Source organism: Azorhizobium oxalatiphilum, from assembly GCF_014635325.1.
In the GTDB taxonomy this organism is placed as follows: Bacteria; Pseudomonadota; Alphaproteobacteria; order Rhizobiales; family Xanthobacteraceae; genus Azorhizobium; species Azorhizobium oxalatiphilum.
Genome location: NZ_BMCT01000001.1, coordinates 1045438 through 1070069 on the forward strand (window position 1 = coordinate 1045438; position 24632 = coordinate 1070069).

Here is a 24632-nt window from a genome sequence, read left to right on the forward strand (position 1 = left end):
CGTGTATAATCCCGCCTCAATCCTGAGGTGAATTCAACAGTGCCCGCCGCGAATTTCAACGACCTGACCGCCTTCCTGGCAGTCGCCCGAGAGGAAAGTTTTACCCGTGGCGCCGACAGGCTCGGCCTGTCTGCCTCCGCGCTCAGCCACACCATAAGGGGCATGGAGGAGCGTCTGGGGGTGCGCCTGTTCACCCGCACCACGCGCAGGGTGGCGCTCACGGCGGCCGGCGAGCGGCTGCTCACTTCCGTCGGCCCGCTGCTGGACGAGATCGAGTTGCAGGTCGCCGCACTGGGCGAGCTGCGCGACCGTCCGGCGGGGATCATCCGGCTGACCTGCACCGATCATGTCAGCGAACATCATCTGCACCGGAAGCTGGTGCCCTTCCTGCGGGCCTATCCGGACATCCGGATCGAGATCCTGCTGGACTACGGGCTCACCGACATCGTGGGCGAGCGGATCGATGCCGGCATCCGTCAGGGCGAACTGCTGGGCAAGGACATGATCGCCGTGCGCATCGGCCCCGACTGGCGCTTCTCGCTGGTCGGCGCGCCGTCCTATTTCGAGCATCACCCCATCCCGCAGACCCCCCACGAGCTTGCGGGCCACAATTGCGCCGGGCTGCGGCTGACCACCAGCGGGCGGCTGTGGGCGTGGGAGTTCGAGAAGGACGGCAAGCCGTTCAGCGTGCGTGTTGAGGGCCAGCTCACCTACAACAGCATCATGCCGGGCCTGCAGGCGGCCCGCGATGGCCTGTGCCTCGCCTATCTGCCGGACGACCTGACCCGGGAGCCCATCGCGCGGGGCGAACTGATCGAGGTGCTGGAGCCCTGGAGCGTGCGCTGCGAGGGCTTGCATATCTTCTATCCCAACCGCCGCCAGCCCACGGCGGCCTTTTCCGCGCTGCTGGAGGCGCTGCGCCATCGCGCCTGACGCGCTCCGCGGGATCACGCCTGAAGAGGCTCACCGCACCAGCAGCACGTCATGCCCGATGGTGCCCATCAGCTCGGCGGCGTGGTTGCCCAGAAGCGCCTGCATGGCGGCGCTGCGGCCGCGCCCGCCCAGAACCGCGAGCGGATGGCGCAGCGTGTCCGCAGACAGGTTGATGGCCAGATCCGGCGGACCGTCCACCAGCCGGGGGGCGATGCGGCCGTGCAGGGGCACAAGCTCCGGCCGGTTGAGGAATTTCTGCATCTCCGCGCTCGCCCAGGCATGGCCCACCTCGCGCGCCGTCTCCGCGCCGATGCGGGTGGCGAAGGGCCGGGCGAAGCCATGCACCAGAGTGATGCGCACGTCCGGCACGAGGTCGGCCGCCGCCAGCAGCGCGTGTGCCGAGCGATCGGAGAAATCGGTGCCGACCACGATGCCGTCATAGGGCGCGTTCGGCCGCTCCTTCACCACCAGAAGCGGAATGGCCACATGGCGGGCGAGATAGTCCACGGCGGTGCCGAGCACGAAATCGGTGACGTGATTGTAGCGCGCCGCGCCCACCACGATCACCGCCGCCTGCCGGCGCTCGGCCGCGCCCGCCACCACCTTCGGCGGCGAGCCGGCTTCCAGCACCGTGTCGAAGGGCGTGCCCAGATGCTCGGTCTGGCGGATGAGGATGCGCCGGGCGCGCGCGGCGCGGGCGGCTTCCACCTCCTCCGGCCCGGTGCCGAGCACATGCACGATCACCAGCCCGCTGCCGCGCTGCTGCGCCAGCTGCGCGGCGCGGTCGAGGGGCCGGTCGCTGCGCGCGGTCAGGTCCGTGGCGATGAGGATGGGAGACGTCACGACCGGATCCTGCGCGCGGGAAGACAAGCGCCCCGCCTTGACGAAGGGGCAGGCGCTTATACCGGCATTCCCCGCGCGCAAAAAGATGGTGCGCCCGCCTGGAGCATGTCCGGCTTCGATTGCTTCGCAATCCAAGCCGCAAGGCAGTCTTTATCAAAGAGTTGGAGCGCTGCGCCCCGCATGGTGGCGGGCAAGGTGCAGGCGATCGTCCAGGGACGAGCAGGCCACAGCCAGCACGATGCCGATGAGCGCGCCCGCCAGCGTGTCCAGCACCCGCTCGGGCGCCATGGCGGCACCCGCCAGACGGAGCGCGGTGCCCTGCGGGGAAGCCAGCGTGCTCATGAGCAGGGCCATGGGCGTCACCAGAATCTGGCCGAGGGCATAGTTGACGCCGATGATCATCTCGGTGGCCACCTGCAGCAGCACCACCAGCGCGATCACCGTCCATACAGAGGGCTCCTGCAGCAGGATCAGCCACACCAGACCGGCGCCCACCATGGTGCCGGCCATGCGTTGCAGGGCGCGGGTCATGGTCAGATGCAGGTGGGTGCCCTGCATCACCGCCAGCGTGCCCATGGCCGCCCAGGCGGGGTGATCGGCGCCGCAGGCATGAGCCGCCAGCGCGGAGAGGCCGCAGGCGAGGCTGATGCGCGCCGCCGCGACGAGGCGATGGGAGAGCGGGCGCGGCGGTTCCACCGGAAAGGGCGCATCGGGGCTGGCCTGCCGGCGGAAGACCTCGGTGCCGGCGCAGATGAGGAGGGCGAGCGCCGCCACCAGCGCCACCGCCAGCGTCTGTTCCAGCACCGCGGCGGCGCTGTCCGCATGGCCCATGGCGGCGCCGGCAGCAAACACGAAGATCAGCGCCCCCGGCGGCCCGAAGCGGGCGCTCACCGCGACGAGGAAGAACAGGCCGCAGGCCAGCGCCAGCAGCACCAGCTGTCCGATCATGGGCAGGCCGAGCGCGGCGGCACCCGACATCACCAGCACCGCGAGGATCTGGCACAGAGCGGCGCGCAGCACGATGCCGTTGCGCTGCCGCGTCGGGGCGAAGCGGCCGAACAGGGCCACCAGCGCGCCCAGCGCCGCAGTGCCGACCAGATGGGCGAAGGGGGAGGCAACCACCAGCGGCAAGGCGATGGCGGCGGTGAGGGCCGCCTGCACGCCCGCGAGGGCCGAGTTGCGCAGGGAGGGCTGGGCGGACAAAGCGAGGCTCTCGCGCAACTGCGGGCGCCCGGCGAGCGCCCGCACGGCATCGCGGCGGCGGGCGGCGGGCAAGGTGGGGCGCGAGGTGGGATGCAAGGCGCCGGCGGGCGTGTCGCTCACTGGCCGGCCTCCGCCGCGCGCTTCTCCGTCAGCGCTGCCAGACGATCCTCGATGCGGTCGAAATGGGCGAGCATGCGGGCGAGTTCGGCGTCCGTCAGATCGGCCAGCATCTCCTCCTCGCCCTTGATCAGTTCGCGCCGGATCTCCGCCACCCGCTTCTCGCCCTCGACGGTGAGGTGGATGAGGCGGGCGCGGCCGTCGGCGGCCGTGAGGCGGCGTTCCACCAGTCCCTGCCGGCCGAGGATATCCAGCAGGCGCACGAGGCTGGAGCCATCGATGCCCACCAGCGCCGCCAGCTCCTTCTGGGTGAGGCCGCCGCCGGTCTCCTTCAGATGCACCAGGGGCACCCAGGTGGCATCGGTGAGCCCGAGGGTGGCGAGCCGCGCATCCAGCGCCCGCCGCCAGCGCCGGGCCAGCAGCGAGAAGCGGATGCCGAACCGATGGCGGGGGGAGGGGGCGTCCGGGGCTGGCGTGTCGGGGGCAGTCATGCCGCTGAGGAAACAGAAACTAGATTGAATTGCAATTCAAATCATATGCAGGGCGCGGACGCCATCGCGGGGAAGACCTGATGGGAAGCCTTGGCAGGACTGGGGAAACGGCACGCAGGTGGGGGCGGCGTGCGCAAACGTGAGCCCAGTCGCGCTCGCGAAAAAATGTGCACATTTTGGCGCGGCGGCTCTGGAATTGGTGCCGGGGGCAACTACCATGGTGTGGCAGCTCCGGGGCAGCCTCGGCGTGCAGCATGGCCGTGAATGCCGTGGGAAGGGTGGGGGACCCGATGACGACGCTTGCGCTTCAGCTTTCGACCAAGCTTCAGGATACGCTTTACGCCGGTGCCGGCACGCATAACGGCATCTATGCCTATGCGGTCTATTGGGATGCCTCGGGCACCCGCCATCTCACGCAGCTGGTGGATAATGGCGCGGCGACCGCCGCCCTCTCGGGTGGCACCGCCAGCATCGACCTGCCGCAGATGAGCGGCGGCAAGATCTATTTCCTGATCCAGGATCGCGACCCCTCCGATACCAGCACCGATATCTCCACGGCGATCACCACTGAGTCCCAGATCAGCAGCGCCAGCGCCACGACGCTGAACTACCGCTATGACAGCTTCGAGTTCACGCTCTCGGGCACCACCGGGGATGCGGGCAACCTGACCTCGGTGAACGGCTTCGGCCTGCCCATGGAACTGGCCGTGGGCAGCCAGAGCGCCAGCTACAAGATTTCCGGCGCCGCCATGTTCTCGGCCCTGTCGGGCACGGCGAGCGGCGTCTCCTCCACCTTCGCCTCGGTGGGCGGGGCGCTGGATGGGCTCGGCCGCATGATCAATGCCCCAGCCGGCGATTCCACTGCCTTCCCGGCCTCCGACTGGAGCGCCTATGTGGAGGGCTTCAAGACCAGCGAGCCGGGCCTCATCGTCTCCGGCCTCTTCAACGGCGCGCCGGATGCCAACAACGCCTGGCACAACGCCGGCTATTTCGCCTACACGCTGACCTGGGATCCGACCCACGCCAATATCGACGGCACCACCGGCACCTTCTGGCTCTCGCCCACGGACCAGAGCCAGATCAAGGGCTACATCCAGATCACGCCCGCTGAGCTGGAGAACAGCATCTACCAGACACTGGGCACCGCCTACGTCTACCAGAACAAGACCGACGCCAGCCCCTACACCATCGCCTATTCCGGCACGGACGCGATGAATGTCGGCGCCAACAACCAGTGGGGCGAGGTTCTCACCCAGTTCGTCACCGGCTTCTCCGCCGGCTATTTCGGCGCCCTCGGAACCCCGCTCAACAGCGGCGTGACGACCCCCGTCCACCTCAACAACAGCATCAACTGGGACCCCACCTACGCCTTCGGCAACAATGTGAACTATGGCGCGGCGGCGCACTTCTGGGATCACTATTCGGCGGTGTTCTACGCCAACTCCAATTCGTATGGCTCGAACTATTCCGACAATGTGATGAGCCAGTACGATCAGGGCGGTCCGCTGATCTCGCTCTATGACGCGGCGACCAGCACCAATGTGAGCACCATCAACCTCACCCTGTACGATCTGTTCGACGCCACGGACGTGCCGGCCGGCTATGTGACGCCGACGATCAACAATTACATCGCCGGCCCCTACACGCCGGTGTCCGCCACCACCAGCGGCGCCAACATCTCGCTGAGCTTTTCCGACGGCTATGTGGTGCTCGATGAAAGCGACACCGCCGTTACCCTGCGCTTCCAGACGGCGGCGGGCGTGTGGCAGGAGGTGATGCTCTCCTCGGCCAACAATACCAATGGCAACACCCTGTGGGACACCTGGACCATCGTGAACAACAACGGTACCTGGTCGGCCAACGGGGCGAACGCCGGCCAGCCGGCGGGCTCCATCAACATCACCAATCCGCCGCTGCCGGACGGCGGCACGGGCTGGTACCAGATCGTGGTCCAGAACACCGCCGCCACCACGGTCAAGACCTATAATCTCTATGTCAGCGCCAGCGGCGGCAGCTTTTCCGCCACCGCGCCGGCCATCGACGGGCTGGCCCATATCGGCTCGGCCACCGCGAGCAATCTGGCGATCGCCTTCTTCAACGGCAGCGGCTCATCGCTCAATCCGGCGCTGCTGACGGACCTGACGCTCTCCACCAACGCCACCGCCTTCGCCAACCTGCACAATGGCTATGTCCAGCCCTTCGCGCCGGTGGTGGGGGATATGTCCTCCGGCGCCTTCGCGGCGCTTGGTGGTCAGACGCTCAATTCCACCGCCGCCCCCGTCGCCATGACGGCGGCCGCCACCGGCTCGGGCCAGCTCGCCTTCAGCTGGTCGGGCTCGGACCCCTCCAACTGGTGGAGCGCCGCCGACAATGCCAGCCACGGCGGCCTCGCCCCGCCCGTGGCCCATTACACCAACCGCGTGGGGGCGCAGAACACGGCGCTGGTGTCGGTGGCCGAAACCGACGGTTCCTACAACACGCAGCTGTTCTCCCTCGTGGATATCGACGGGCTGTGGTTCACGCCCACGCTCAAGCTGGGCAACGGCACCTACACCGCCCAGATGACGGAATACCTGCCCGGCGGCATCACGCCGGCCTATCAGATGGCGCCGACTTCGGCACAGGTGACGTTCACCGTGAACATTCCCACCCTCGGCCTCAGCGCCAGCGGCGCCGCGCTGGAGCTGGACACGACGGTGGCGCCGGGCGTCAATGGCAACTGGATTCGCTTCTCCGCGTCCGCCTCCGGCTCGACGCTGCCGAAGGATTCGACGCTGCTGCTCTATGCCACCGATGCCCTCGGCAACCTTGTCGGCCGTGACGGCCACACGGGCGCGGGCGTCACGCTGGCCGATGCCACGCTGGGCAAGATCGGCGTCATCGTCAGCGATAGCGGGCAGCTGCTCTTCAGCGGCCTGCAGCAGCTGCATCTTGCCGCCGGCCTGCAACTGCATTTCGCCGTCGAGAGCGGAAACGGCAGCGTGGACATGTCCCCGATGACCATGGTCACGGCGGGCAGCGACGGCACGGCGCATATCATCGTGGGCGGCATGGTGCTCACCGCGCAGACGCTCAACGATCTGACCGACGCTGCCCAGCTGGCGCAGACGCAGAACGAGACCGACCTGCCGCTGCTCTATCTCACCCATGGCGAGACGCTGTCGCTGGACATCTCCGGCTCGGGCGCCAACACCAACACGCTCGGCTTCGTGCATATGGAGACCGACGGGGCCGGCCATTACAGCGTCGGTGGCGTGGCCTATGGCGACACCGATGCGTTCCGCGCCGCCGTGCTGGCCAATTTCGACGGCGGCACCACCTTCGTGCGTGGCGGCGAGACCGCCTTCAGCGCCAGCTGGACGGTGGCCGGCACGGACGGCTTCTATGCCCCGGTGCTGCTGACGCCTCATGGCGACGTGCTGGTGGTGGGCCATGCCCATGCGGGCGGCTACGAATATATCCGCATGTATGGGGAGAACACGTTCGCGTTCGAGGACGTGACGGCCGCGCGGGGATCGGACTTCGATTACAACGATCTGGCCATGCGCATCACGCCGCTGGCGCCCGTCGTCTGAGGCGCGGCTCCGGCCGCTACCTGTTGTCTGGGCGCGGCTCCGCCGCGACCTGCCCCGGATAAAAGTCCGGCCCGGCGCCAGGAAGGCAGCCGAGCCGGACAAGGGGGTTCTGGTATTCGTCGAAAACGTGGCCTGCGAACCCCGCGCGGGGCGATGACCGCAGGCCTCAATCAGCTCGTCCGGCAGTTACACAACGCGCCGGACGGTGCCCGGCCGCCCCAGGGGAGCGGCCGGAAAGTTCAATCAGAACTTGTAGTTCACGCCAGCGCGGACGGTGTGGAACTTGTTGTCCACGGTGCCGCCGCCGGTCAGGATGTTGCCGAAGTCGCTATCGCCGAGGTCGACGTAGTTGTACTCGGTCTTGATGGTCCAGTTGTTGGTGAGAGCGTACTCAATACCACCGCCAACGGTCCAGCCGGTCTTGGTCTCGGAGCCGTCCAGGTAGGACAGGCCGGTCGCGTCCAGAGCAGCAGCTTCGGTCTTGGTCTTGCCGTAAGCGAAACCGCCGGTCACGTAGGGCAGCACGCGGTCGAAGGCGTAGCCGAGACGGGCGCGCACGGTGCCGTAGTAGTCGAGCGAGTTGTTCAGCGAGGTGACGGAACCGGCCGAAGCGGAGGTCACGTCGCTCTCGATGCCCGACCACTGGATGTCGGTCTCAAGGCCGAGCACCACGTTGTTGGCGAACTGGAAGTTGTAGCCGATCTGGCCGCCGGCGATGAAGCCCGAGGCGTTCGACGACGAGGTCGACAGGTCGGAGAAGGTGTAGTTCTTGTCGCCGCCGCCGAAGCCGGCGTTGGCGCCGATGTAGAAGCCGGTCCAAGAGAAGACCGGGGCCACGGCCACGACCGGAGCCTTCACCGGGTAGCGGGTGGCGAGATCGGCCGCGGAGGCCGGAGCAACGATCGCCATGGCAATGGCGGAAGAGAGCAGAAGACGCTTCATGTTTATTACCTTTTGAACCAGCCCCCGATGGCCCCTCTTTTACAAGATCCATCCGAGAACGCTGTTGCGAGCCGGCAACAGGAAAAAGCAGGTCCGGCGTCATTGGTTGTAATCGCAAGGACGATTGCAGCCATAACGCGCAAAAAGGTATGATATTGACTTTATAATCGCTTCAGATTGTCTTTTTTGATCGATCTTGCTTTTTTGCGCAGTGGACAATCAGCGTAAATAAATCGTTGCACGACGAGGAACGAAGATCAATTCCCAGTAATGACATATTTTGGCCCAAGGCCGAGCGTGTTTGCCCCATTTTCGTCGTCGGATGTCGCTGCGTCATCTTGCGCTACGTCAGGCCTCCTGCCGCTGCGGATGCCGGCTCAATTGACACAATATTCAAGTGAATTGGAGCGCCTTCCCTTGCGGTGGAGCGCGCGGCGCGGCCTGTCCGCGGGGCCGGCGGGGCGGTGTGCGCTCCGGTCCGTCCTCCCGCCCGCACCTGCCGCAGGGCAGCCTTGCGTGTACCGGCGCGTTTTTACGACCTTGGGACCATTCCAGTGGGCCCCCGCGCACCCTTATGGTGCCGCTTCCCCCCGTTCCTAAGGAACAGAGAGAGCCCGATGCCCCACACGTCTGCCCGCGACCGGATCCGTCTTGCTTCCCTGCGCGAGAAGATCGTCTCCGCCGAAGAGGCCGCCAGCCATATCCATGACGGCATGGTGGTGGGCATGAGCGGGTTCACCCGCGCGGGTGAGGCCAAGGCCGTGCCGCTGGCGCTCGCCGCCCGCGCCCGCACCCATCCGCTGAAGATCAGCCTCATCACCGGCGCCTCGCTGGGCAATGATCTCGACAAGCAGCTGGCCGAGGCCCATGTGCTCGCCCGCCGCATGCCGTTCCAGTCCGACCCCGCGCTCCGCCGCGCCATCAATGCGGGCGAGGTGATGTTCGTGGACCAGCATCTGTCCGAGACTGTTGAGCATCTGCGCACCCGCCAGCTCGGCCCCATCGACGTGGCGGTGGTGGAGGCGGTGGGCATCACGGCCGATGGCGGCATCATCCCCACCACCTCGGTGGGCAATTCCGCTTCCTTCGCCATCCTCGCGGAAAAGGTGATCGTGGAGCTGAACGTCTCCCAGCCGCTCGCGCTGGAGGGGCTGCACGACATCTATATCCCCACCAGGCGCCCGTTCCGCGAGCCGATCCCGGTGGTCGGCCCCGACAGCCGCGTGGGCCTGCCCTTCATTCCGGTGCCGCCGGAGAAGATCGCCGCCATCGTCATCACCGATCGCGGCGACAGCCCCTCGAACGCCATGCCAGCGGACGCGGAGACCGCGGCAATCGCCGGCCATCTCATGGGCTTCCTGGAAGGGGAGGTCGCGGCCGGCCGGCTCACCGAGCGGCTGCTGCCCTTGCAGGCGGGCATCGGCACCATCGCCAATGCGGTGATGATGGGCTTCATCGACAGCCCGTTCCGCGACCTGACCATGTATTCCGAGGTGCTGCAGGATTCGACCTTCGACCTGTTCGACGCCGGCAAGCTGAATTTCGCCTCCGGCTCCTCCATCACCCTTTCGCAGCCGAAGGCGGAAGCCGTGATGGCGGACATCACCCGCTACAAGCCGCGCCTCGTGCTGCGGCCGCAGGAGGTGTCGAACCATCCCGAGATCATCCGCCGGCTCGGCATCATCGCCATCAACACGGCGCTGGAATTCGACATCTATGGCAACGTCAATTCCACCCATGTGAACGGCACGCACATGATGAACGGCATCGGCGGCTCGGGGGATTTCGCCCGCAATGCCTATCTTTCGGTGTTCGTCACCAAGTCCACCGCCAAGGGCGGGGCGCTCTCCAGCGTGGTGCCCATGGCCAGCCACGTGGACCATACCGAGCATGACGTGGACGTGGTGGTGACGGAGATCGGCCTCGCGGACCTGCGCGAACTGGCCCCGCGCGAGCGGGCGCGGGAGATCATCGCCAATTGCGTACATCCGCTCTATCGCGAGGCGCTGAGCGATTATGTGGAGCGTGCCACGGCGCGCGGCGGGCACACGCCGCACATATTGGAAGAGGCGCTGTCCTGGCACATCCGTGCCCGCGACGGCGGCCGCATGGTCGAGCCCCTGCACCTCGCCGCCACCGCATGAGGCGTGACCGGCTCTTCGTCTGTGCGGACCCGGATGGCGGCATTTGAGCCGGGAGCCGACTAAACTGTTGCCTATGAAGGGTCACGCTCGTCGATCAAGGGATCGGGTGCCGCGAAGTCCGAAAGGCGGGAGAGATCCGAGATCGCGACGATGCTCCCTTTGCTCTGCACGCCATATGCCGATAGCGAGGCGAAGGCGCGCGAGAGGTTTTCCGGCGTCATGCCCAGCCGGGCCGCAAGGGTGCGCTTTTCGCAGGGCAGCTCAATTTGTCCCGAGCCGCCCTGTTCGGCTTCTGCCCGCAGCAGCCAGTTCGCAAGCCGCTCGGCGGAGGTGCGCAGCTTGAGGCTCTTCAGGTCGCGGATGGTGGAGCGATAGTCGCTGGCCAGCTCCATGACGATCGCACGCATGAAAGGTAGCTCCCTCTCCATCGCCATGCGCACTTTTTCGGCGGGGATGAGCAGCAGCTGTGACTTGGCGAGCGTCCGCGCGGATTGCAGGTAGATCTGATCCTTGAGCACGGCCGCCAGAAGGAACAGCCCGACCGGCCGTATAAGCTCGATGGTCGTCTCCCGGCCGTGGCTGGTCGCGAACATCTCCACCGTGCCCTCCACCACCACATGGAGAAAATCGGCCCGCTCGTTCTCGCTGATCAGGACCACGCCGGGCGGAAACCGCTGCAGATAGGCCGCGTCCATCAGCTGCGCGAAGGCTTCGTCGCCCAGTGAGCGGAAGAGAGTCAGGTCACGCACCGCAGCCGCATCCTCAACACGCATGGACCTTGCCTCGCTTCCCGTGACCCGATTGATAATTATCAATCAAAAGTATCAAAGACGTCAAATCGACAGTTATTTAATGTCAACCGCCGTATAGACGGCGGTCAATTATTATATGAATCCTGTCTTCTATTGAATAATTCTGATTCAGATCAAGGTTGTGGCTCTCTCGCGGCGTGACTTTGCGGTCGCGCAACAGATGCGCGAACGGCGCGAGAGCATCATGCCAGCCATCCATGACATCGATCGGGGCAAGCAGCGCAACGCGCTTGCCATGAGTACGGTGGCTTTTACCACCTGCTTTGCGGTCTGGACCATCTTTGCCATCATCGGCGTTTCCATCCGCAGGGAACTCGGCCTCAGCGAGACCCAGTTCGGCCTGCTGGTGGGCACGCCCATCCTCACCGGCTCGCTCATCCGGGTGGTGCTGGGCATCTGGACCGACCGCTACGGCGGCCGTCTCGTCTTCACCGCCACCATGCTGGCGGCGGCGGTCGCCACCTTCCTGCTCTCCTATGCCACCACCTACCCGCAGATGCTGGCGGCGGCCCTTGGCGTGGGCATCGCCGGTGGCTCGTTCGCGGTCGGCGTGGCCTATGTGTCGCGCTGGTATCCGGCGGGCAAGCAGGGCACGGCGCTGGGCATCTTTGGTGCCGGCAACGTGGGATCGGCGGTCACGAAGTTCCTCGCCCCCTTCGTGATGGTGGCCTTCGGCTGGCAGATGGTGGCGCAGGTCTGGGCCGCCGCCCTCGTGGTCATGGCCGCCATCTTCTGGTTCAGCACCACCGACGACCCGGTGCAGGCCGAACGCCGGCGCACCGGCGTGCGCCCCAAGAGCGCGTGGCTGGAACTTGAGCCGCTGAAGAACGTGCAGGTCTGGCGCTTCGCCATCTACTACTTCTTCGTCTTCGGCGCCTTCGTGGCGCTGGCGCTGTGGCTCCCCCAGTATCTGATCAACGTCTACGGCCTCGACATCAAGACCGCCGGCATGATCGCCGCCTTCTTCTCGGTGCCGGCGAGCCTGTTCCGCGCCTATGGCGGCCACCTCTCGGACGTCTATGGCGCGCGGCGCGTGCTCTACTGGACCTTCCTGGTCGGCATCGCCGCCACCTTCGTCCTGTCCTATCCGCCCACGGACTATGTGGTGCAGGGCCTCAACGGACCCATCGCCTTCCACATGGAAATGGGGCTCGTCGGCTTCACCGTCGCGGTGTTCGTGCTGGGCTTCTTCATGGCGCTGGGCAAGGCGGCGGTCTACAAGCACATCCCCGTCTACTATCCCGCGCATGTGGGCTCGGTCGGCGGCCTCGTGGGCATGATCGGCGGCCTCGGCGGCTTCCTTCTGCCCATCCTGTTCGGCGTGCTGCTCGACCTCACCGGCCTCTGGACCAGCTGCTTCATGGCGCTGTTCCTGCTGGTGTCCGGCGCCCTCGTGTGGATGCACGTCTCCATCCGGCAGATGGAGCGCGAGGCCGGTGGCGCGGTGCTCGCCCGCCTGCCGCAGCTGCCCGAGATGCAGGGCCTGCCCGAGCCGGTGGCCACGCCCAGGGCGTCCGGCGCCGTCCTCACCGACTGGCGGCCGGAGGATCCGGAGTTCTGGACGAAGACCGGCCGCGCCATCGCCCGCCGCAACCTGTGGCTCTCCATCCCCGCCTTGCTGCTGTCCTTCGCCATCTGGCAGGTGTGGTCGGTGGTGGTGGCCAAGCTGCCGCTGGTGGGCTTCACCTTCACCACGGACCAGCTGTTCTGGCTCGCCGCGCTTCCTGGCATCTCCGGGGCCACGCTGCGCATCTTCTACTCCTTCATGGTGCCCATCTTCGGCGGGCGGCTGTGGACCACGTTGACCACCTGGTCGCTGATCATTCCGGCGCTGGGCATCGGCTATGCGGTGCAGAATCCCGACACGCCCTATGTGGTGCTGCTCATCCTCGCGCTGCTGTGCGGCTTCGGCGGCGGCAACTTCTCCTCCTCCATGGCCAACATCTCCTTCTTCTTCCCCAAGGCGGAGAAGGGTAATGCGCTGGCGCTCAATGCCGGCCTCGGCAACCTCGGGGTGAGCGTGGTGCAGTTCGTGGTGCCCCTCGCCATCACCGCGGGCGTGTTCGGATGGATGGGCGGCGATCCGGCCATGGTGAAGGGGCAGCCGCCGCTGTGGCTGCAGAATGCGGGCTTCGTGTTCGTGCCCTTCATCGCCCTCTCGGCCTTCGCCTCCTGGTTCGGCATGAACGACATCGCCGATGCCAAGGCCTCGTTCGCGGAGCAGGCGGTGATCTTCCGCCGCGCCCACAACTGGATCATGTGCTGGCTCTATACCGGCACCTTCGGCTCCTTCATCGGCTACTCGGCGGGCTTCCCGCTGCTGGCGAAGGCGCTGTTTCCGGATGTGAACGCGCTCCAGTTCGCCTTCCTCGGTCCGCTGGTCGGCGCGCTCTCGCGCTCCGGCTCCGGCTGGCTGGCGGACAGGCACGGCGGCGCCCGCGTCACCATCTGGGCCTTCGTGCTGATGATGATCGGCGTCTCGGGCGTGCTGTGGTTCATCGGCATCCGCGAACAGCCCGGCGCCTTCTGGGGCTTCTTCGCCTCCTTCCTGCTGCTGTTCTTCGCCAGCGGCGTCGGCAACGCCTCCACCTTCCAGATGATCCCCGCGATCATGACCAGGGAGATGGAGCGGCTGATGCCGGAAGCCGGCCCGGACACCCGCCGCAAGCAGGCGGAGAAGGAAAGCGCCGCCATCACCGGCTTCACCGCCGCCATCGCCGCCTTCGGGGCCTTCTTCATCCCCAAGGGCTACGGCACCTCCATCGCCCTCACGGGCGGCCCCGAAGCCGCGCTCTGGGCCTTCCTCATCTTCTACGTGAGCTGCCTCGTCCTCACCTGGGCCGTCTACACCCGCAAGGGCGGCCTGCTCCACGACATCGAGCGCGCCCGTCGCGGCGCGTCCAGCCGGCCGGCTGCGGCCGAATAATCAAGGGCGACACTGATGTCCCATTTTCTCGATCGCCTCACCTTCTTCAACAAGACCGTTGAAGAGTTTTCCGACGGCCACGGCATCGTCACCGACGAGGACCGCTCGTGGGAGGACGGCTACCGCAAGCGCTGGCAGCACGACAAGATCGTGCGCTCCACCCATGGCGTGAACTGCACCGGCTCCTGCTCGTGGAAGATCTACGTCAAGGGCGGCATCGTCACCTGGGAAACCCAGCAGACGGACTATCCGCGCACCCGGCCGGACCTGCCGAACCATGAGCCGCGCGGCTGCGCCCGCGGGGCCTCCTACAGCTGGTATCTCTATTCCGGCGCGCGGGTGAAGTACCCGATGATCCGCGGCCGGCTGCTGAAGCTCTGGCGCGCCGCCCGCACCAGGCTGTCGCCGGTGGCCGCCTGGGCCTCCATCGTGGAGGATCCCGACAAGCGCCGCTCCTACATGGCGGTGCGCGGCCACGGCGGTCTCGTGCGCAGCACCTGGGACGAGGTCAACGAACTCATCGCCGCCGCCAATGCCTATACGGTGAAGGCCCATGGGCCGGACCGGGTGATCGGCTTCTCGCCCATCCCGGCCATGTCCATGGTCTCCTACGCGGCGGGCTCGCGCTATCTCTCGCTGCTGGGCGGCGTGTGCATGTCGTTCTACGACTGGTACTGCGACCTGCCGCCCGCCTCGCCGCAGACATGGGGTGAGCAGACCGACGTGCCGGAGAGCGCCGACTGGTACAATGCCGGCTTCATCATCGTGTGGGGCTCCAACGTGCCCCAGACCCGCACCCCGGACGCCCATTTCTACACCGAGGTTCGCTACAAGGGCACGAAGAGCGCGGTGGTGAGCCCGGACTATGCCGAGGCCACCAAGTTCGCCGACATCTGGCTCGCTCCCAAGCAGGGCACGGACGCGGCGCTGGCGCTGGCCATGGGCCATGTCATCCTGCGCGAATACCATCTCGAGCGGCAGGTGCCGTATTTCGAGGACTATGCCCGGCGCTATTCGGACATGCCCTTCCTCGTCCGCCTCGTGGAGAAGGACGGGCGGCTGGTGCCCGAGCGCCTGCTGCGCGCCTCCGACCTGCCCGGCGGGCTGGGCGAGGCCAACAATCCCGAATGGAAGACGGTGGCCATCGACGAGGCCACGGGTGCGTGCGTCGCCCCGCTCGGCTCTGTGGGCTACCGTTGGGGCGAACAGGCCAAGTGGAATCTCGAAGAGAAGGACGGCGCCGGTCGCGACACCCGCCTGCGCCTGACGCTGGCCGGGGACGAGGCCGACATCGCCGCCGTGGACTTCCCCTATTTCGGCGGCCGGGCGACGGAGCATTTCGTCGCCACGGAGCATGGCGAGATCCTCACCCGCAACGTGCCGGTGCGCACGCTGGACGGCGCCGATGGCCAGCCGGTCACGGTCGCCACCGTGTTCGACCTGATGATGGCGAACTACGGCATCGACCGGGGCTTCGGCGGCGACCATGTGGCCGCCGACTATGACGCGGACGTGCCCTTCACCCCGGCGTGGGCGGAGCGCATCACGGGCGTGAAGCGCGACGCCATCATCACCGTGGCGCGCGAGTTCGCCACCAATGCGGAGAAGACCAACGGCCGCTCCATGGTCATCCTCGGGGCGGGTCTGAACCACTGGTACCACATGGACATGGCCTACCGGGGGATCATCAATCTCCTGGTGTTCTGCGGCGCCATCGGCCAGTCGGGCGGCGGCTGGTCGCATTATGTGGGGCAGGAGAAGCTGCGACCGCAGACCGGCTGGCAGCCGCTGGCCTTCGGCCTCGACTGGAGCCGCCCGCCGCGGCACATGAACTCCACCTCCTTCTTCTATGCCCACACCGACCAGTGGCGCTACGAGACACTGACCGCGTCCGAGATCATCTCCCCCACCGCGCCGGAAGGCGACTGGGACCGCAGCTTCATCGACTACAACGTGAAGGCCGAGCGCATGGGCTGGCTGCCCTCCGCGCCGCAGCTGAAGCAGAACCCGCTGGAGATCGCCAGGGCCGCGAAGGCCGCCGGGCTGGAGCCGAAGGACTATGTGGCGCAGGGCCTGAAGTCCGGCGCGCTGGAGATGTCCTGCCACGACCCGGACGACCCGGCCAACTGGCCGCGCAACATGTTCGTGTGGCGCTCCAACCTGCTGGGCTCCTCCGGCAAGGGGCACGAGTATTTCCTCAAGCACCTGCTGGGCACCACCCATGGCGTGATGGGCAAGGACCTCGGCGCCGAGGGCGCGGTGCGCAACCGCGAGGTGGCGTGGCATGAGGAGGCCCCGCAGGGCAAGCTCGACCTGCTGGTGACGCTGGACTTCCGCATGTCCACCACCTGCGTCTACTCGGACATCGTGCTGCCCACCGCCACCTGGTACGAGAAGAACGACCTCAACACCTCCGACATGCACCCCTTCATCCACCCGCTCTCGGCGGCGGTGGACCCGGCGTGGGAAGCGCGCTCGGACTGGGACATCTACAAGGGCCTCGCAAAGGCCTTCTCGCAGGTGAGCGGCGAGGTGCTGGGGGTGGAGGAGGACGTGGTCCTCACCCCCATCCAGCACGACACCGCAGGCGAGATGGCCCAGCCCTTCGATGTGGCGGACTGGAAGCACGGCGAGATCGACCCGGTGCCCGGCCGCACCATGCCGTCCGTCGCCGTGGTCACACGCGACTATCCCAACCTCTACGACCGCTTCACCGCGCTTGGCCCGCTGATGACCAAGGTCGGCAATGGCGGCAAGGGCATCGCCTGGAACACCGAGCATGAGGTGGCCGCACTCGCCGCCCTCAACGGCGTGAAGGCGAAGGGCGCCGCCGCCGGCCAGCCGCGCATCGAGACCGACATCGATGCCACCGAAGTCATCCTGATGCTGGCACCGGAGACCAATGGCGAGGTGGCGGTGAAGGCGTGGGAGGCGCTCTCCAAGGCCACCGGCCGGGAGCATGCCCATCTGGCGCTGCCCAAGGAGGACGAGAAGATCCGCTACCGGGACATCCAGGCCCAGCCGCGCAAGATCATCTCCTCGCCCACCTGGTCCGGCATCGAGAGCGAGAGCGTCTGCTACAACGCCGGCTACACCAATGTGCACGAGCTCATTCCGTGGCGCACGCTCACCGGTCGCCAGCAGCTCTATCAGGATCACCTGTGGATGCGGGCCTTCGGCGAGGGCTTCGTGACCTGGAAGCCGCCGGTGGACCTGAAGACCATCGCCGGTGTGAAGGGCCGCCAGCCCAACGGCCATACGGAGATCGTGCTCAACTTCCTCACCCCGCACCAGAAGTGGGGCATCCACTCCACCTATTCCGACAACCTGATGATGCTGACGCTCAACAGGGGCGGCCCGGTGGTGTGGATATCGGAGACCGACGCCGCGCGCGCCGGCATCGTCGATAACGACTGGGTGGAAGTGTTCAACGTCAACGGCGCATTGACCGCCCGCGCCGTGGTCTCCCAGCGCATCGCCGACGGCATGATGCTGATGTACCACGCGCAGGAGAAGATCGTGAACACGCCCGGCTCCGAGCTGACCGGGCACCGGGGCGGCATCCATAATTCGGTGACGCGTGTCGTCCTGAAGCCCACCCACATGATCGGCGGCTACGCCCAGCAGGCCTACGGCTTCAACTATTACGGCACCGTGGGCTCCAACCGCGACGAATTCATCGTCGTCCGCAAGATGGCGGAGGTGGACTGGCTCGAAGGCCCGCTCACCACCGCACTGCCCGAAAATCCCGGACCGAAGACCCTTGCGCCGATGGAGGCTGCACAATGAAGATCCGTGCGCAAATCGCGATGGTGCTGAACCTCGACAAGTGCATCGGCTGCCACACCTGCTCGGTGACGTGCAAGAACGTGTGGACCAACCGCGAAGGCGTCGAATACGCCTGGTTCAACAATGTCGAGACCAAGCCCGGCGTCGGCTATCCCCGCGAGTGGGAAAACCAGGAGAAGTGGAACGGCGGCTGGCGGCGCAAGAAGAACGGCCGCATCGAGCCGCGCATCGGCGCCAAGTGGCGGGTGCTCGCCAATATCTTCGCCAATCCGGACCTGCCGGAGATCGATGACTATTACGAGCCCTTCACCTTCGACTACGAGCATCTGCACACGGCGCGGGAGAGCAAGGCCTTCCCCACCGCCCGCCCGCGCTCGGCCATCTCCGGCCAGCGGATGCAGAAGATCGAATGGGGCCCGAACTGGGAGGAAATCCTCGGCGGCGAGTTCGAGAAGCGCGCGCGTGACGTGAATTTCGAGGCCGTGCAGAAGGACATCTACGGCCAGTTCGAAAACACCTTCATGATGTACCTGCCGCGCCTGTGCGAGCACTGCCTCAACCCGGCGTGCGCGGCCTCCTGTCCCTCGGGCGCCATCTACAAGCGCGAGGAGGACGGCATCGTCCTCATCGATCAGGACAAGTGCCGCGGCTGGCGTATGTGCGTGTCGGGCTGTCCCTACAAGAAGATCTATTACAACTGGTCCTCGGGGAAGTCGGAGAAGTGCATCTTCTGCTATCCGCGCATCGAGGCCGGCCAGCCGACCGTGTGCTCGGAGACCTGCGTCGGGCGCATCCGCTACCTCGGCGTGCTGCTCTATGACGCCGACCGCATCGAGGCGGCGGCCAGCGTGCCGGACGAGAAGGACCTCTATCAGGCCCAGCTCGACCTGTTCCTCGATCCCAGCGATCCGGCGGTGATCGCGCAGGCCCGCGCCGATGGCGTGCCGGAAGCCTGGCTGGAAGCCGCGCGCCATTCGCCGGTGTGGAAGATGGCCATGGAGTGGAAGGTGGCCTTTCCGCTCCATCCCGAATACCGCACCCTGCCCATGGTCTGGTACGTGCCGCCGCTCTCTCCCATCCAGTCGGCCGCCGCCGCCGGCAAGATGGGCGTCAACGGCGACATGCCGGACGTGCGCTCGCTCCGCATCCCGCTGCGCTACCTCGCCAATCTGCTCACGGCTGGAGACGAGGAGCCGGTGGCGCTCGCTCTTGAGCGTATGCTCGCCATGCGCGGCTACATGCGCGCCAAGACGGTGGACGGGCGCCTCGACGAGCGCATCGCCGCCGAGGTGGGGCTCACGGGAGCAGCCATCGAGGACATGTACCAGGTGATGGCGATCGCCAATTACGAGGATCGCTTCGTCATCCCCACCGCCCACCGCGAGTGGAGCGAGGATGCCTACGACCTGCGCGGCTCCTGCGGCTTCTCCTTCGGCAACGGCTGCTCCAGCGGCAACACGCAGACCAACCTGTTCGGCACCCGCCAGACGCCGAAGGCACGCAATCCGATGGAGGTGGCGTGATGGCCATCGAGACCCTCGCCTTCAAGGCGCTTTCCGCACTCCTGACCTATCCGGACGCCGCGCTGGTCGCGGCGGTGCCGGAGATCGCGGCAGCGCTCGCCGCCGATGATCTCGTCGACACGGCCGCGCGCGACGCTCTGGCCCCGCTTCTGGAGGGCCTGCGCACGCGGGATCTCTATGACCTGCAGGCGGACTATGTCGAGCTGTTCGACCGCTCCCGCAAGCTCTCCCTGCACCTGTTCGAGCATGTGCATGGCGAGAGCCGAGACCGGGGGCAGGCCATGGTGGACCTCGCGGCCCTGTATGAGGGCGGCGGGCTGAACCTGTCGGCCAACGAACTGCCGGACTACCTGCCGCTGTTCCTCGAATATCTCGCCACCCGCCCGCTCGACGAGGCGCGCGGACTGCTGGCCGATACCGACCACATCCTCGCGCTGCTGGAAGAGCGGCTCGGCGGCCGCTCCTCGCCTTATGCCGCCGTGTTCTCGGCCGTGCGGGCGGCGGGCGGCGTGGCTTCGAGCACCGCCTTGCCGCAGGAGGACACCGCACCGCTCAGCGCGGCGGACGAGCTGAAGGCGCTCGATGCCGCGTGGGAGGAGACGGCAGTCGCCTTCGGCCCCGGCGAAGCCCTGGGCGGCTGCTCCGTGGACCGCCTGCGTACCCAGATCCGGGCCGCCCAGCGCGATGCCCGCCTCGCCACCGCCTGAGGGAGACGATCCATGTCTGCGCTCAACTCGGCCCTGTTCGGCTGGTATCCCTACCTCTGCCTCACCGTCTTCCTGCTCGGCAGCCTCATCCGCTTCGACCGCGAGCAGTACACGTGGAAGACCGGCTCGTCGCAGCTCCTGCGGCGGCGTCAGCTGCGGCTGGGGTCCAACCTGTTCCATGTGGGCATTCTGGTGATCTTCGCCGGCCATGCGGTCGGCCTGCTGACCCCGATCTGGGTGTTCGACATGCTGGGCGTCAGCCATTCCTTCAAGCAGGGACTGGCAATCACGGCGGGCGGCATCGCCGGCGTCGCCTGCTTCATCGGCATCTCGCTGCTGGCCCACCGCCGGCTGTTCGACCCGCGCATCCGCGCCACGTCGAGCTTCGGCGACACCGCCATCCTGCTGATCCTGTGGGTGCAGCTCACCCTTGGTCTCTCCACCATCTTTGTCTCGCTCGGCCACATGGACGGGCATGAAATGGTGAAGTTCATGAACTGGGCACAGGGCATCATCACCCTCCAGCCATCGGCGGCCGCCTACGTGTCGGACGTCAATCCCATCTTCAAGGCGCACCTGCTGTTGGGCATGACCATCTTCCTGGTCTTCCCCTTCACCCGGCTGGTGCATGTGTGGAGCGCGCCGGTCTGGTATCTCGGCCGTCCCGGCTATCAGGTGGTGCGCACGCGCTTCGCCGGCGGCGCAAGAGCCGCGCGCAGCGGCGCGCCCAAGCCCGCCTTCACGCCGGCCGTGCGCCCCACGCACGTCATGCCCGTCAATCCCGCGGAGTGACAGCCATGGTGACACTCGTCATAGACCATGCCGCGCGGCGCGCCGACGCCGCCCACCCCCACGAGCATGCCCCACACGAGCACGCCCCCCAGCCGCGCGACACCACCCCCTCGCGGGAGCGGGTGGTCATGTCGGCTGTCAGCGTCAACGGGGTTTCCATCTCCCGCAAGGCCATAGCGGCGGAGGTGCAGAACACGCCCGCCCGTACGCCGGCGGAAGGCTGGTTCGCCGCCGCCCGCGCGCTGGTGGTGCGCGAACTGCTGTTGCAGGAAGCCCAGCGCCTCGCCATTCCCCTCGACCCGCAGGGGGACGCGGATGGGCGCCGCGAGACCCACGAGGAAGCGCTGATCCGCGCGCTGCTCGCACAGGAAGTTCGGACGCCGGTGGCCGACGAGGACACGCTGCGGCGCTTCTACGACAACAACCGCCGCCGCTTCATGTCGGCCCCGTTGTGGCAGGCGGAGCATATCCTCTGCGCCGCCCGCCGCGATGATGCCGCCGCTTTCGCCGCTGCGCGCGCCAAGGCGGAAGCGCTCGCAGCGGCATTGACCGCCGCACCGGAGCGCTTCGCCGACCTCGCACGGACGCAGTCCGACTGCCCCTCGGCGGCGGTTGGCGGCAGCCTCGGCCAGATCACCCCCGGCGACACCACGCTGGAGTTCGAGGCCGCATTGCGGTCTCTTGAGCCAGGGGTCATCTCCGCGCCGGTGGAGACGCGCTACGGCGTCCATCTCATCCGCGTGAACCGCTACGTGGAGGGGCGCCCGGTTCCCTTCGAGGCCGTGCGGAAGGAGATCGCCGCCTATCTGGCCGATCATGTCTCCCGTTCCGCCGAGGCGCAGTACATCGCGCTCCTTGTCGGGCGGGCGGACATCAAGGGCATCGCGCTCGATGGCGCCGACAGCCCCCTCGTGCAGTAGGAGGCGCTCATGTTCGGTGCTCTGCTTTCGGCATTGGAGGACCCCGAGGTCTGCGGGCGCCTCCTCTCCAGCCTCGACGCACCGGAGGTCTCCGCCCGCCTCGCGCGCGTCGCGCAGGCGGAGGGCCGGCCGGCGGCCGACGTGATGGCGTCGCGGATCTGGAATTTTCTCGACACCGCGTCCGATGACCATTTTGTCCAGCTCATGGGCATCATGAATCAGGCCCGCGACCCCGGCCTCGCCGCCGTCCGCGCCATCCTCGCAGCGACGTTGCCGGAGGAGGTCGCATGACCGGCTGCGGTCTCGTCGACCTGTTCGGGCGGCGGATCTCCTATCTCCGGCTGTCGGTGACGGACCGCTGTGATCTGCGCTGCGTCTATTGCATGTCCGAGGACATGACGTTCCTGCCGCGCAACCAATTGCTCACGCTCGAGGAACTGGATCGGCTGGCCTGCGCTTTCGTGCGTCGGGGCGTTCGCAGGATCCGCCTGACCGGCGGCGAGCCGCTGGTGCGCAAGGGGCTGATGGAGCTTGTTTCCAGCCTCTCCCGCCACCTCGTCTCGGGATGTCTGGATGAACTCACGCTCACCACCAACGGCACGCTTCTCGCCCACCATGCGCAGGCGCTTGCCCGGGCGGGCGTGAAGCGCATCAATGTGTCCCTGGATACGCTGGACGCGGCGCGCTTCCGCGCCATCACCCGGCGGGGCAATCTCGGGGTGGTGATGGAAGGCCTGCTGGCGGCGCAGGAGGCGGGACTCAGGATCAAGCTCAATGCGGTGGCGCTGAAAGACGTCACCGAGCACGAGATCCACGATCTCATCGCCTTCGCGCACGGGCGGGGTATGGATCTCACGCTCATCGAGACCATGCCGCTGGGCGATGTGGGCGCGGACCGAACGGACCAGTATCTGCCGCTGAGCACACTTCGGCGGATCATCGAAAGCCGGTGGACCCTCACCGACACCAGCGAGCGCAGCGGCGGTCCGGCGCGGTATGCGCGCGTGGCCGAGACCGGAGGGCGCATCGGATTCATCACGCCGCTGACCCACAGCTTCTGTGAAACATGCAATCGCGTGCGGGTGAGCGCCACCGGCGTGCTCTACACCTGCCTCGGGCAGGAGGCGCAGGTGGACCTGCGCACACCGTTGCGCGCGTCCGAGGGCGACGCCCTGCTGCATGCAGCCATCGATGCGGGAATCCGCGCCAAGCCGCGGGGGCATGACTTCGCAATTGCCGGCAACGGCCGCCCTGCGCTGTCGCGCCATATGTCGGCGCTGGGTGGGTGAGCCATGGGGCCGCATCGGGCGTCTCACCATTTCCGATCGCGCGGCGACCGGGACCCGGCTCGCGCGGGCCATCGCCTTTTTCTTGAAGATCTCATCGGCGCCGGCCGGATCGCGGCCGATCCGGCGGTGGTCCGCGCCTTTCGGCAGGAGTCAGCACAATGGACGATGTCACCCTTGCCCGCGCCCTCCACGTACTGGCGGTTGTCCACTGGATCGGCGGCCTCGCCTTCGTGACGCTGGTGGTGCTGCCGCTCTCCCGCACATTGATCGGGGTGCAGGGCACGACGCTGTTCGAAGTGATCGAAAACCGCTTCTCCGGGCAGGTGCGCTGGTCGGTGCCCCTGGCGGGCCTCTCCGGGTTCTGGATGGTCGTGCGCCTGGATCTGTGGGACCGGTTCCGGGATCCTGCCTTCTGGTGGATGCACGCCATGGTCATCCTATGGGTGCTGTTCATGCTGCTGCTCTTCGTGATCGAGCCGATACTGCACCGCTGGGTGGTCAGCATGGCCCGACATGCGCCGCCGGCGACCCTGCAGCGCATCACCACCATGCACTGCGCCCTGCTCTCGATAGCTGCATTGACGATATTCGGCGCGGTGGCCGGAGCGCACGGGCTGTTCCTGTTCTAGAGCAGGTCCGGCTTTGATGGCTTCGCGATCCAGGCGACAGGACATTCTCCCGGCGCAACAAGGCATCGCTCCGGGAGATGCCGAGGGGGACGTTCGCGATCTCGGCGCAAGCGCGGGCAGGTCCGCCATCCACCGGACATAACCGCCGTTTGCTGCTCCTAAACCACTGGCGGGACATGTTGCGCGCATTCCAGCCGGAGGCGCGATGTGGAAACTGTCCTCTATGAACCCGTCAAGCGCTTCCTCGAGCAGCTCGGCTACACGGTCAAAGGCGAGGTCAGGCACTGCGACATTGTCGGCATGCGGGAGGGTGATCACTCGGTGGTGGTGATCTGCGAACTGAAGCTGACGTTCAACCTCGAACTGATTCTTCAGGGGGTCGACCGGGCGAACATCGGGGATGAGATCTGGCTGGCCGCGCAGCTTTCCACCACGGGCAGGGGGCGGGAAAGCGATCCACGCTATCGCAATCTCTGCCGCCGTCTCGGCTTCGGTTTGCTGGGAGTCTCGAAGTCCGGTCTCATCGACGTCATCGTGTCGCCGACCGCGCCGATGCCACGGAAAGACACCCGTCGACGGTCAAGACTGGTGGAGGAACATAAGCGACGCCAGGGGGATCCCGTTCCCGGCGGCGGCACACGCAAACCCATCATGACAGCGTATCGGCAGCAGGCCCTCGGCTGCGCCGCGGCCATGGCAGCCTCACCGCAGCGTCCGCGCGATCTGAAACATTCATTCCCGGATGCCCAGAAAATTCTCCGCGACAATGTGTATGGCTGGTTCCAGCGTCTGGAGCGCGGCGTCTACGGGCTCACGGATATCGGGCGGAGCGCATTGGCGTCGTGGTCCCCCGACCTTCCCGCATCCCTTGAGGGCGAAGGCGGGACCACGAGACCTGCGCCCTAGGGTCTAAACCCAACGGATAGATTGTGATTCAATCGGCTCAAGGAGAGATCAAGCTCATGAGCCGATTGAAATGACCTGGCCTCACTTTGCC

The 24632-nt window shown here is 66.8% G+C and carries 18 protein-coding genes; 13 read left to right on the forward strand and 5 right to left on the reverse strand.

Annotated features, from left to right (window positions below):
* The first annotated feature begins 39 nt into the window (after positions 1 to 39).
* Entirely contained in the window at positions 40 to 933 is an 894-nt protein-coding gene (locus tag IEW24_RS04745; RefSeq protein WP_188575880.1) for a LysR family transcriptional regulator, read from the forward strand.
* 30 nt (positions 934 to 963) lie between these two features.
* On the opposite strand, the gene IEW24_RS04750 is transcribed toward IEW24_RS04745, so the two are convergent.
* The 3 genes from IEW24_RS04750 to IEW24_RS04760 all read right to left on the reverse strand — a co-directional run bounded on the left by IEW24_RS04750 (position 964) and on the right by IEW24_RS04760 (position 3587).
* Positions 964 to 1776 (reverse strand): universal stress protein, encoded by an 813-nt coding sequence (locus IEW24_RS04750; protein WP_188575882.1) that lies wholly within the window; start codon positions 1774 to 1776, stop codon positions 964 to 966.
* 153 nt (positions 1777 to 1929) lie between these two features.
* Positions 1930 to 3099 carry an FUSC family protein gene (locus tag IEW24_RS04755; RefSeq protein ID WP_244644159.1) on the reverse strand — a complete coding sequence of 390 codons (1170 nt, stop codon included), beginning with the start codon at positions 3097 to 3099 and terminating at the stop codon, positions 1930 to 1932.
* The gene (locus IEW24_RS04760; protein WP_188575884.1) at positions 3096 to 3587 is read right to left on the reverse strand and encodes a MarR family winged helix-turn-helix transcriptional regulator; all 492 of its coding nucleotides are present in this window, start codon (positions 3585 to 3587) and stop codon (positions 3096 to 3098) included. The genes IEW24_RS04755 and IEW24_RS04760 overlap by 4 nt, the downstream gene beginning before the upstream one ends.
* Before the next feature lie 290 nt (positions 3588 to 3877).
* Between IEW24_RS04760 and IEW24_RS04765 the strand changes: the two genes are divergently transcribed.
* Positions 3878 to 7162, forward strand: coding sequence for a hypothetical protein (locus IEW24_RS04765; RefSeq protein ID WP_188575886.1), 3285 nt, complete (start codon positions 3878 to 3880; stop codon positions 7160 to 7162).
* 243 nt (positions 7163 to 7405) lie between these two features.
* On the opposite strand, the gene IEW24_RS04770 is transcribed toward IEW24_RS04765, so the two are convergent.
* Positions 7406 to 8104: an outer membrane protein gene (locus IEW24_RS04770; protein ID WP_188575889.1), complete on the reverse strand. Its 699-nt coding sequence runs from the start codon at positions 8102 to 8104 to the stop codon at positions 7406 to 7408.
* A gap of 617 nt (positions 8105 to 8721) precedes the next feature.
* On the opposite strand from IEW24_RS04770, the gene scpC reads away from it, so the two are divergent.
* Positions 8722 to 10248, forward strand: coding sequence for a succinyl-CoA:acetate CoA-transferase ScpC (scpC, locus tag IEW24_RS04775; protein WP_188575891.1), 1527 nt, complete (start codon positions 8722 to 8724; stop codon positions 10246 to 10248).
* Positions 10249 to 10319: 71 nt separating this feature from the next.
* On the opposite strand, the gene IEW24_RS04780 is transcribed toward scpC, so the two are convergent.
* The gene (locus IEW24_RS04780; RefSeq protein ID WP_188575893.1) at positions 10320 to 11021 is read right to left on the reverse strand and encodes a cyclic nucleotide-binding domain-containing protein; all 702 of its coding nucleotides are present in this window, start codon (positions 11019 to 11021) and stop codon (positions 10320 to 10322) included.
* Positions 11022 to 11244: 223 nt separating this feature from the next.
* On the opposite strand from IEW24_RS04780, the gene IEW24_RS04785 reads away from it, so the two are divergent.
* The 10 genes from IEW24_RS04785 to IEW24_RS04830 all read left to right on the forward strand — a co-directional run bounded on the left by IEW24_RS04785 (position 11245) and on the right by IEW24_RS04830 (position 24541).
* Positions 11245 to 13986 (forward strand): nitrate/nitrite transporter, encoded by a 2742-nt coding sequence (locus IEW24_RS04785; protein WP_188575895.1) that lies wholly within the window; start codon positions 11245 to 11247, stop codon positions 13984 to 13986.
* A 15-nt stretch (positions 13987 to 14001) separates the two neighbouring features.
* Positions 14002 to 17775, forward strand: a complete 3774-nt coding sequence (locus IEW24_RS04790) for a nitrate reductase subunit alpha (RefSeq protein WP_188575898.1) — start codon at positions 14002 to 14004, stop codon at positions 17773 to 17775.
* The gene (gene narH / locus IEW24_RS04795) at positions 17772 to 19298 is read left to right on the forward strand and encodes a nitrate reductase subunit beta (protein ID WP_188575900.1); all 1527 of its coding nucleotides are present in this window, start codon (positions 17772 to 17774) and stop codon (positions 19296 to 19298) included. Before IEW24_RS04790 ends, narH begins: the two co-directional genes overlap by 4 nt.
* Positions 19298 to 20005, forward strand: a complete 708-nt coding sequence (gene narJ, locus IEW24_RS04800) for a nitrate reductase molybdenum cofactor assembly chaperone (RefSeq protein WP_188575902.1) — start codon at positions 19298 to 19300, stop codon at positions 20003 to 20005. Before narH ends, narJ begins: the two co-directional genes overlap by 1 nt.
* Before the next feature lie 12 nt (positions 20006 to 20017).
* Positions 20018 to 20797, forward strand: coding sequence for a respiratory nitrate reductase subunit gamma (gene narI, locus IEW24_RS04805; RefSeq protein WP_188575903.1), 780 nt, complete (start codon positions 20018 to 20020; stop codon positions 20795 to 20797).
* Positions 20798 to 20925: 128 nt separating this feature from the next.
* Positions 20926 to 21717 carry a peptidylprolyl isomerase gene (locus IEW24_RS04810; RefSeq protein WP_373870029.1) on the forward strand — a complete coding sequence of 264 codons (792 nt, stop codon included), beginning with the start codon at positions 20926 to 20928 and terminating at the stop codon, positions 21715 to 21717.
* 9 nt (positions 21718 to 21726) lie between these two features.
* Positions 21727 to 22008 (forward strand): hypothetical protein, encoded by a 282-nt coding sequence (locus IEW24_RS04815; protein WP_188575907.1) that lies wholly within the window; start codon positions 21727 to 21729, stop codon positions 22006 to 22008.
* The gene (gene moaA, locus IEW24_RS04820) at positions 22005 to 23006 is read left to right on the forward strand and encodes a GTP 3',8-cyclase MoaA (RefSeq protein WP_188575909.1); all 1002 of its coding nucleotides are present in this window, start codon (positions 22005 to 22007) and stop codon (positions 23004 to 23006) included. Before IEW24_RS04815 ends, moaA begins: the two co-directional genes overlap by 4 nt.
* Before the next feature lie 158 nt (positions 23007 to 23164).
* On the forward strand, positions 23165 to 23635 hold the full coding sequence (locus tag IEW24_RS04825) for a hypothetical protein (RefSeq protein WP_188575911.1): 471 nt from the start codon (positions 23165 to 23167) through the stop codon (positions 23633 to 23635).
* Positions 23636 to 23842: 207 nt separating this feature from the next.
* Positions 23843 to 24541 (forward strand): DUF2161 domain-containing phosphodiesterase, encoded by a 699-nt coding sequence (locus tag IEW24_RS04830; RefSeq protein ID WP_188575913.1) that lies wholly within the window; start codon positions 23843 to 23845, stop codon positions 24539 to 24541.
* Positions 24542 to 24632: the final 91 nt, after the last annotated feature.